A 9,480-nucleotide genomic window follows, 5' to 3' on the forward strand; every position below is an offset into this window, starting at 1 on the left:
CATGGGTGTGCGGTGGCGCGGTGGGTGAGGGTGGCGTGATCGGGGCGGCTGGTGCCGCCCTTCGCGCCGGGCCGCCGCTGCGGGTGCCTCTTTCGCTCGTTTCACTCGCTCAATCGTTACGCCGCGCTACGGGGGTGGCAGGGGCTTCGCGCAAGATTTGTTACGCCGCGCTACGGGGGTGGGGCATCTTGCTGTAAACTTGGGCAATACCTCTGGATAGAGATGGGTTGGCTTGGCATATGCTTCGTTCTTTCGCTATGTTGGCTTTTATAACTCAAGGATGATTTATGAATACTTCATTTTCTGCAGTAACTCCCCACGCGTATACCCCGTTGAAGGCGCTTCACCAACATGCGGAGTTGGTGCAGGCGCAGCCGTTGAGTGATTTGCTGGGCGGGTCGGGTGTGGCTCAGCAGCGGGCGGATGCGTTGGCGTTTTCGTTTGGTTCGTTGCATCTGGATTTCAGCAAACAGCGGTTGACCCAGCAAACGCTGCCGTTACTGGTGGCGTGGGCGCAGAGCTGTGGGCTGGAAGCGCGGCGTAGTGCGCTGTTTGCAGGCGCCAAGGTGAATCACTCCGAGCGCCGGGCGGCGTTGCACATGGCGGCGCGCTGGCCGCAAGCGACGCCTGCCCCTGAGGGCATGGAGGCCGCCGCCGCGTTTTGCCAGCAGCAGCGGGCGAAAATGGCCGAGCTGGTGACCCGTGTTCATCAGCAGGCGTGGTTTGGTGCCACGGGCCAGGCAATCACCGATATTGTGCATATTGGGGTGGGGGGCTCGGATTTGGGCCCCAAATTGGTGAGCGAGGCGCTGGCCGACTGCCCGAGCCAGGCGCAGGTTGGCGTGCACTATGTGTCTACCATGGATGGTTCGCAGCTGCTGCCCTTGATGGAGACGCTGAACCCGGCCACTACGCTGCTGGTATTGGCCTCGAAGTCGTTTACCACGGCCGATACGCAGTTCAATCTGCGCACGGCGCTGGCCTGGTTGAGCGACGCCCTGGAAGTGGATGAGGCCACGGTGCGCCGTTACCAGCTGTTGGGGGTCTCTTCCAAGCCGGAAAAGATGACCGAGTTCGGCATTCCCGAGGCGCATCAGTTGGCGTTCAAAGAGTGGATTGGCGGGCGCTTTTCGCTGTGGTCGCCGATTGGCGTGAGCGTGGCCATGCAGCTGGGGCTGGCGCAGTTCGATGCCCTGTTGGCGGGCGCGCACGCCATGGACCAGCACTTCCTGGACACGCCGCTGGCACAGAACCTGCCCGTGTTGCAGGCGCTGGTGGGGGCCTGGAACAGCCAGTTCTTGAATATCCCCACCCACGCAGTACTGCCCTACGATGGTCGTTTGAAGAGCCTCGCGGCCTATCTTCAGCAGTTGGAGATGGAGTCCAACGGTAAAAGCGTGGGGCTGGATGGCCGTTCGGTCAATCATGCTACTTGCCCGATTCTGTGGGGCGATGTGGGCCCCAATGCCCAGCATGCGTTCTATCAGTTATTGCATCAGGGGAGCCACACGGTAAGCGCTGATTTCGTGGCCGTGGCTCAGCGTCGTGCCGATGTTGCCACGCCGGTGGCGGAGTCGCTGGAGCAGCAAAACTCGCTGACCCTGGCCAACTGTCTGGCTCAGGCCCAGCTGTTTGCGCTGGGGGATGATGCCATTCCACCTGCGTTGCGTGGCTATATGGCCCAGGGGCATCGGGGTAACCAGCCCAATTCGGTTATACTGATGCGCGAGCTGAACGCATGGTCCATAGGTGCGCTGCTGGCACTCTATGAACATAAAGTGTTCGTTCAGTCGGTGTTGTGGAACTTGAACCCCTTCGACCAGCCGGGTGTGGAGCTGGGCAAGCAGCTGGCCACCAGCCTGTATCAGTCGTTGGCGGGTTTGCCGATTGAGCACCAGAATGTAGAAGATCCCAGTACTGCTCAGCTGCTGCGTAAAGTGAGTGAGTGGCGCAAGCAACGTAACGAAAAAGGAAGTGTTGAATGACTCAAGTACGCAAGGCGATTATTCCGGTGGCGGGGTTTGGTACCCGCCTGCTGCCCATCAGCAAGGCGATCCCCAAGGAGATGGTGCCGGTAGTCGACCGCCCCTTGATTCAGCACGTGGTGGAAGAGGCGCTGGCCGCAGGCATCAACGAGATCATTTTGGTGACGCGTGCTGGCAAATCAGCCATCGAAGACCATTTCGATGCCCACTTCGAGCTTGAGCATTCGCTGGCCAGCAAGGGTAAGGATGCGCTGCTGGAGACGCTATCGGCCATTTCTCCCAAGCAACTGAAAGTGACCAGTGTTCGCCAGCCCAATGCCAAGGGCCTGGGGCATGCGATTTTTTGCGCGGCCCACCTGCTGGACCAGGGCGAGCCGTTCGCGGTGATTCTGCCAGACGTGCTGGTCAAGCCGCAGGTGGGTAGCAGTGCCTGTGATCTGGGCAGCATGGTGGCGCGCTGGGAAGCCAACGACGCGTCGCAAATCATGGTAGAAGCCGTGCCCCAGGAAGAAGTGTACCGCTACGGCATCGTCGATTGCGACGAACCTGCTGCGGGCGAAAGCGCCAACATGCGCGGCGTGGTGGAAAAGCCCAAGCCGGAAGAAGCGCCTTCGCGCCTTTCCGTGATTGGCCGCTACGTGTTGCCTTACCGCATCATGGAGCTACTGCGCGACCAGCCGCCCGGTGCGGGCAATGAAATCCAGCTCACCGATGCCATCGACCGCTTGATGCAGGAAGGGCAAACCGTGCAGGCGTTCCGCATGCATGGCCGCACCTTCGATTGCGGGCACATCGAAGGCTGGCTGCAAGCCAATACTACGCTTGCCCGCGAGGCGGGTTACGACGTATAACGCATCTCCAAGCAACAAAAAAGCCGCTCAGCTCTCGCTGCAGCGGCTTTTTTGTAAAAATCTATCCATCACTAAAAGGGGAATACTAGCGGCGTAATTAGCAGCACTGCCGCTGAATAGGTGAGGCTAACAGGCAAGCCGATCTTGAAAAAGTCGGTGATTTTGTAGCGCCCTGGTGAATACACCATGAGGTGGGTTTGGTAGCCAAACGGAATCAGAAAGCAAGCGCTAGCACCGTAGGCAACGGCCATGACAAAAGGCAGCGGGTCGGCCCCAAACGCTTGTGCTGTGCTCCAGGCAATGGGAAAGGCCAGCGCGGCGGCTGCGTTGTTGGTGACCGTTTCCGTGAGCAGTAACGTCAATAAATAGCAGCCGATAAAGGCGGCATAAATGCCATAACCGCTAAATACGGCCTGCATGCCATCGGCGAGCAATGCCGCCGCGCCGGAGTTTTCCAGCGCCTGGGCGATGGCCAAGGCAGAGCCAATGATGAGCCATAGCTCGAAAGGAAAACGTCTACGCAGTTCGGCCATGCTGATCACCTTCAGCAGTAGCAGCGCGCCTAGCAGAATGAGTAAACCGTGAAACAGCGGCAGCCAGTTAGCCGCCGCCAAAGAAATGACGGCCGCAAAACCACCTAGGGTGATCAGGCTTTCCTTACGGTTGAGTTGTGGGCGTGTAAAGCTGCCGCTCAGTAAATGAAAGTTGCGGTCTAGGTTGCGGTGCTGACGAAAATCCGCGCTGACGGCCAATAATAAACAGTCGCCTACCCGGAGAGGGATTTTACCTAATTGTCCCTCTAAACGTTTGTCTCCGCGACGAATACCCACCACACCTGCGCTAAACATACTGCGAAAATCGACGTCTTGCAGTGTCTTACCCGCTAATTCCGACTCATGCGAGATCACTACCTCGACCAGGTTGGTAGCGAGCAGGTTATCGGCTTGGTGCCCAAACAGGTTGAGGCCAGGAAAGCGCTGCAGTGCCTGCACTTTGCTGACTTCACCGGTAAATACCAGCGTGTCGTCAGCCTGTAGCTGTTCATCGGGAGCCACGGGGCTGATCAGCCTGCCTTGACGCTCAATTTCTAGTAGGTAGAGACCATCCAGGCTGCGTAGCCCGTTCTGCTCGATGCTTCGGCCAATCATGGGAGATTCGGCTTCCACATCGGCGGCCAGGAAATACGAGAGTTTCTCTTCCGTGTCTTCCGGGCGGTGGTGGGGGAGCGCGTTGGCACGCCATAGCAGAACGGCCAGGGTGATCAAGGCAACCGGGATGCCCACCAGGCTAAACTGAAACATTCCCAGCTCGCTGCCGCTGGCGTTCAGATGAAAAGAGTTCACCACGAGGTTCGTCGAGGTGCCCACCAGCGTGGTAATGCCGCCAAGAATCGACGCGTAAGAGAGCGGGATCAGTAGCCGTGAAGGTGCAATGCCTTGCTGGCGCGTAATGGCCCCCAGAAAGGCGGCAACGACGGCGGTGTTGTTCAAAAAAGCCGATAGTACGGCAGTGCTGCCCATCAGCCGTGCCGTCGCCAATTTCGGGTGGCCCTTGAGTAAATGCTTAGACAGCCAGTCGAGCAGCGGCGAGCGCTCCAGCGCCAGCGATACCAGCAAGAGTAACAGCAGCGTAGCCAGTGCTGGGTTGGTGTACTGTACGAGTAACGTACTCGTATCGATGAACCCCACCAGCAGGTAACCGGCAGCCAATGACACAAACGCAATGGCAGGTTTGGCCTTCCCGCTAATCAATAAAACTAACAACAAGGTAATGGATAACAAGACGGCCCAGGGGGTCATGTGGGGTCCTTATGTCAACAGAAAATAAAAGGGTGCTTGCTGGATTTTACGCAGGCTTTTATGATGGTGTCTAATAATTACCATTACCAGTGTTGTTTTTCGCTTTGTTTTTGTTTTTAAAGCAAGGGGTTATGTTTAAAATTGAGCGCTAAACATTTGTCGCCTGAAGCCCTGAATGAGCGGCGTAAAAAAGCTGTCAGGCTGCGTTTGGATGGCCATACGGTAGCGGTGGCCAGCCAACGTACAGGGTTGTCTGCGCCTACGGTTTCGGCGGCGTGGAAGGCCTTTCGCGAAGGGGGATGGGCTGCCGTACCCGTTAAGCTGCGTGGGCGGACGAAGGGGCAGGGCAATACGCTGGGCGCTGCCGCCCAGACCGTACTTTGGGAGGCGCTTTATGGTGCGCCTCCTCAAGGCATGCCGGGCTGGAGTAGCGCTGCGCTGGCCGACTTGGTGAATGTGCGCTTGGGGCTAAAGCTCACCCAACGTGCCATTGAGCACTGGTGGGAAACCGAAGGGTTGCTGCATGCCCCCTGGGAGCTGAATGCGCTAGCCAAAAAGCGCACTCGTGCAGGGCGGTGGTTCGAGAAAACGGTCGCCCCGACGTTCTCTCTCTACCCGAGCGCCGAGCAGCGCTGGCAGGGCGGCGTACGACGTGTGGCGCATGTGCAGCGGGCGCTCTATCAAGTGTACCTGCACGGGGCACGCGGAAAGCTCTACATGCGCTGTTACGAGCGTCCGCCTGCCGCGTTCGATTATCAGGCGGTGTGGGCATCGCTGCCTCGGCCTGCCGCCGTGGTGTTTCACGGCGCGCTGTTCTCGGCTAGCCAAACGCTTACCGAGTGGCTCGACCGCCAAACGACGTTAACGGTCGTGGCGGTACCAGCAGATATCGGTTTGGAACACCGCTAAGGCTTTTTATCCATAGGTTTTTAAGGTAGTGCCGCGAGCGGCCACTTGAAAACGTTTTTTTCACACAACGTTGGGAAAGATGATGACATCACTCACCCATTTACAGCGGCTGGAAGCGGAAAGTATCCAGATCATGCGCGAAGTGGTCGCCGAGACCGAAAACCCGGTGATGCTCTACTCCGTCGGTAAGGATTCAGCGGTGATGCTGCATTTGGCGCGTAAGGCCTTTGCCCCCTCGCCGCCTCCTTTCCCGCTGCTGCACGTCGATACGCGCTGGAAATTTCAGGCGATGTATGAATTCCGCGACAAGATGGCCGAAGAGATCGGCATGGAATTGATCGTGCATATCAATCCGGAAGGGGTGGAGAAAGACATCAACCCCTTCACTCACGGTTCAGCCATTCATACCGATGTGATGAAAACCGAAGGTTTGAAGCAAGCGTTGGACAAGTACGGCTTCGATGCAGCGTTTGGCGGGGCACGGCGCGATGAAGAGAAGTCCCGTGCCAAAGAACGTGTGTTCTCTTTTCGCACCGCGCAGCACCGCTGGGATCCGAAAAATCAGCGGCCGGAACTGTGGAAGCTCTACAACACGCGCAAGCACCCTAAAGAGTCCATTCGTGTCTTCCCGCTCTCGAACTGGACCGAGCTGGATATTTGGCAGTACATCCATCTGCAGAATATTCCCATCGTTCCGCTTTATTACGCTGCCGAGCGTCCGGTGGTGGAGCGTGATGGCGCGCTGATCATGGTTGATGATGACCGCATGCCGTTGGAGCCGGGTGAAGTGCCCATGATGCGCAAGGTACGTTTCCGTACCTTAGGCTGCTACCCGCTGACCGGTGCCGTGGAGTCGGAAGCCGACACGCTACCCGCGATCATTCAAGAGATGCTGTTGACCAAAACATCCGAGCGCCAGGGCCGTGTGATCGACCATGACAGCGCGGCGTCCATGGAGAAGAAGAAGCAAGAGGGGTACTTCTAATGTCGCACTCATCCGATCTGATTGCTGAAGATATCGAGGGCTACCTGAAGTCCCACGAGCATAAAGGTTTGTTGCGCTTCATCACTTGTGGAAGCGTGGACGATGGCAAAAGTACCCTGATTGGCCGTTTGCTGTTCGAATCCAAGCTGCTGTTCGAAGACCAGCTGGCTGCCATCGAAGCCGATTCCAAGAAGTACGGAACGCAAGGCGGTGAGATGGACTTTGCACTGTTGGTCGATGGCCTGGCCGCTGAGCGCGAACAGGGTATTACCATCGATGTGGCGTACCGCTTCTTCTCCACCGAGAAACGCAAATTCATCGTGGCGGACACGCCAGGGCACGAGCAGTACACCCGCAACATGGTGACCGGGGCGTCTACGGCCGATGCGGCGATTCTGATGGTGGATGCTCGCCACGGCATTCTGACCCAAACCCGCCGCCACAGCTTTTTGATGTCGTTGATGGGTATGCGACACATTATCGTCGCCATCAATAAAATGGATTTGGTGGATTACTCGAAAGCGCGTTACGACCAAATCGTCGAGGAGTACCGCGCGTTCGCCAAGCAGTTGGGGCTTGAAAACATCACCTTCATTCCGATGTCGGCATTGAAGGGCGATAACGTCATCGAGCACAGCGCGAAGATGCCGTGGTATCACGGCACCACGTTGATGGGCTACTTGGAGACTGTCGAGGTAGATGACGAGCGCCTGCAGCGCTCTCCGTTCCGTATGCCCGTGCAGTGGGTCAACCGTCCGAATCTCGATTTCCGGGGTTTTACCGGTATGATCGCCAGCGGCGTCGTTCGTCCTGGTGATCCTATTCGTGTACAGCCCTCGGGTAAAACCAGCACCGTCTCGCGCATCTATACGTTCGATGGCGATTTGGAGGAAGCGGTCGCCGGGCAATCCATCACGCTGCTGCTCAATGACGAGATCGATATTTCCCGTGGGGACATCATTTCTGGCGTCGACCAGCCGGCACACACGGCCGACCAGTTCGAAACCACGCTGGTATGGATGCATGAGGCGCCGCTGCTGCCGGGCCGTCCTTACTTGATGAAACTGGGTACGCAAACGGTCACCGCTACCGTGACCGATATCAAGTATCAGGTAAACGTCAATACGCTTGAGCACACGGCGGGTAAGCAGCTGGACTTGAATGGGATTGGCGTGTGTACGATTAGCTTGAACCGCGCCGTCGCGTTCGATGCGTATAAAGAGAACCAGGATACCGGTGGTTTCATCCTAATTGACCGTATGACGAACAATACGGTTGGCGCTGGCATGCTGCACTTTGCGCTACGCCGCAGCCAGAACATTCATATGCAGCACGTGGATATCGACAAGCAGGCACGCGCGCTAGCCAAAGGGCAAAAGCCTGCGGTGCTATGGTTCACGGGGTTGTCTGGCGCGGGTAAGTCGACCATTGCCAACTTGGTGGAAAAGAAGCTGTTTGGTAACGGCCAGCATACTTACTTGCTGGATGGCGATAACGTTCGCCATGGCTTGAACCGTGACCTGGGGTTCACCGATGCCGACCGGGTCGAGAACGTGCGCCGGGTGGCAGAAACCGCCAAGCTGATGGTCGATGCGGGCCTGATCGTCATGTCGGCGTTCATTTCACCGTTCCGCAGCGAGCGGCAGTTGGCCCGCGACTTGTTGGAAGAGGGTGAGTTCATCGAGATTTATGTCGATGCGCCGCTGGACGTGGTGGAAGCGCGTGATCCAAAAGGCCTCTACAAAAAGGCGCGCCGTGGTGAATTGAAGAACTTTACGGGGATCGATTCCGCCTATGAAGCGCCCGAGTCGCCCGACGTTCATTTGAAGACGTCTGAAATGAGTGCCGAAGAAGCCGCCGATGCGGTAATCGAGGCGCTACGTGAGCGCGGCTTGATCAGCTAACGACACGCAGTTGACGTCGCGATAGGGGGTTGGAGTCAGCCTCTGTCGTCATACCGCCAACGACTTAGCATCTTTGGGTTGTTGGCGGTTTTTAATGTCGAATGTAAAGGATGGATACGATGATCGATCAAACACTGCTGGAGGCGGTAGAGCGCATTGCACGCGAGGCGGGCGATGCCATCATGAAGGTCTATGCCCGTGACTTCAGCGTCGAAGAGAAAGAGGATAAAAGCCCGCTGACCGAGGCGGATCAAGCGGCTCATCACGTCATCGTGCGGGGCCTTCAGTCGCTGCCGGTTCGCCTCCCGATTCTCTCCGAAGAGGACATGGAAGGGTTTGCGGGCGTGGATGCCGACGGACGCTATTGGCTGGTCGACCCCTTGGATGGCACCAAAGAGTTCATCAAGCGTAACGGTGAGTTCACCGTCAACATTGCGCTGATCGAAAACGGCGTACCCGTGCTCGGTGTGGTCACTGCCCCGGCGTTGGGGACGGTTTATGTGGCGGCTGAAGGCGTAGGTGCGTTTAAGGTTGAGAAAGACGGCCAACGTCATGCCATTCAAGTGGCTGGACAGCCTGCTGAAGGTTCAACTTGGCGCGTTGTAGGCAGTCGCTCTCACCCCAGCCCAGATTTAGCGGCTTGGCTGGATAAATTAGGTGAACACGAAATGCTCCCCATGGGTAGCTCACTCAAGCTTTGCCTGATTGCCGAAGGCAAAGCCGATGCGTACCCACGCTTAGGCCCCACCTGCCTTTGGGACACTGGCGCCGCTCATGCGGTCGTGCACTATGCAGGCGGACGCGTCGAGACCTTGGAAGGCGAACCGCTCAGCTATGCCAACCCCGCTGAAAAGCTAAACCCTTACTTTGTGGTGTGGGGCCACTAAATTACCCGTGTTGATAGGTGCCACCGCACTTGAGGTGGGCACCCGTAGCGCGGCGTAAGCGGAGCGCACCCGCGAAGCACTCCGTTAGGAGTGCCGATAGTGGCACTGTGGTGTGATGATTTGCGGTGGCATCATCCAGGCGGCTACCCGCCGCCCTCGC

8 protein-coding genes are annotated in these 9,480 nt (G+C 57.7%); 7 read left to right on the forward strand and 1 reads right to left on the reverse strand.

Going from position 1 to position 9,480, the window contains the following annotated elements; translation table 11 throughout:
* The 3 genes from B7L72_RS18715 to B7L72_RS11240 form a co-directional block, all read left to right on the forward strand.
* A partial coding sequence (locus B7L72_RS18715; RefSeq protein WP_217806073.1) for a hypothetical protein occupies positions 1-197 on the forward strand: 197 nt, incomplete at its 5' end.
* A 90-nt stretch (positions 198-287) separates the two neighbouring features.
* Positions 288-1,985: a glucose-6-phosphate isomerase gene (gene pgi, locus B7L72_RS11235; protein WP_081194376.1), complete on the forward strand. Its 1,698-nt coding sequence runs from the start codon at positions 288-290 to the stop codon at positions 1,983-1,985.
* Entirely contained in the window at positions 1,982-2,836 is an 855-nt protein-coding gene (locus B7L72_RS11240; RefSeq protein ID WP_081194378.1) for a UTP--glucose-1-phosphate uridylyltransferase, read from the forward strand. Before pgi ends, B7L72_RS11240 begins: the two co-directional genes overlap by 4 nt.
* Positions 2,837-2,907: 71 nt before the next feature.
* Here B7L72_RS11240 and B7L72_RS11245 read toward each other — a convergent pair whose 3' ends face one another.
* Complete coding sequence (locus B7L72_RS11245; RefSeq protein ID WP_081194380.1) at positions 2,908-4,635, reverse strand: SLC13 family permease; 1,728 nt, start codon at positions 4,633-4,635, stop codon at positions 2,908-2,910.
* A 141-nt stretch (positions 4,636-4,776) separates the two neighbouring features.
* Here B7L72_RS11245 and B7L72_RS11250 point away from each other — a divergent pair, with 141 nt between their 5' ends.
* From B7L72_RS11250 to cysQ, 4 genes are all read left to right on the forward strand, one after another.
* A complete protein-coding gene (locus tag B7L72_RS11250) occupies positions 4,777-5,544 on the forward strand; it encodes a helix-turn-helix domain-containing protein (protein ID WP_081194382.1) in 768 nt (255 codons plus the stop codon).
* Positions 5,545-5,626: 82 nt separating this feature from the next.
* Entirely contained in the window at positions 5,627-6,529 is a 903-nt protein-coding gene (cysD, locus tag B7L72_RS11255) for a sulfate adenylyltransferase subunit CysD (protein ID WP_054641454.1), read from the forward strand.
* Entirely contained in the window at positions 6,529-8,433 is a 1,905-nt protein-coding gene (gene cysN, locus B7L72_RS11260; protein WP_081194384.1) for a sulfate adenylyltransferase subunit CysN, read from the forward strand. The genes cysD and cysN overlap by 1 nt, the downstream gene beginning before the upstream one ends.
* Positions 8,434-8,552: 119 nt before the next feature.
* Entirely contained in the window at positions 8,553-9,320 is a 768-nt protein-coding gene (gene cysQ / locus B7L72_RS11265; protein ID WP_081194386.1) for a 3'(2'),5'-bisphosphate nucleotidase CysQ, read from the forward strand.
* Positions 9,321-9,480: the final 160 nt, after the last annotated feature.

This window comes from Halomonas sp. BC1 (assembly GCF_002078135.1).
Lineage (GTDB): Bacteria > Pseudomonadota > Gammaproteobacteria > Pseudomonadales > Halomonadaceae > Vreelandella > Vreelandella stevensii.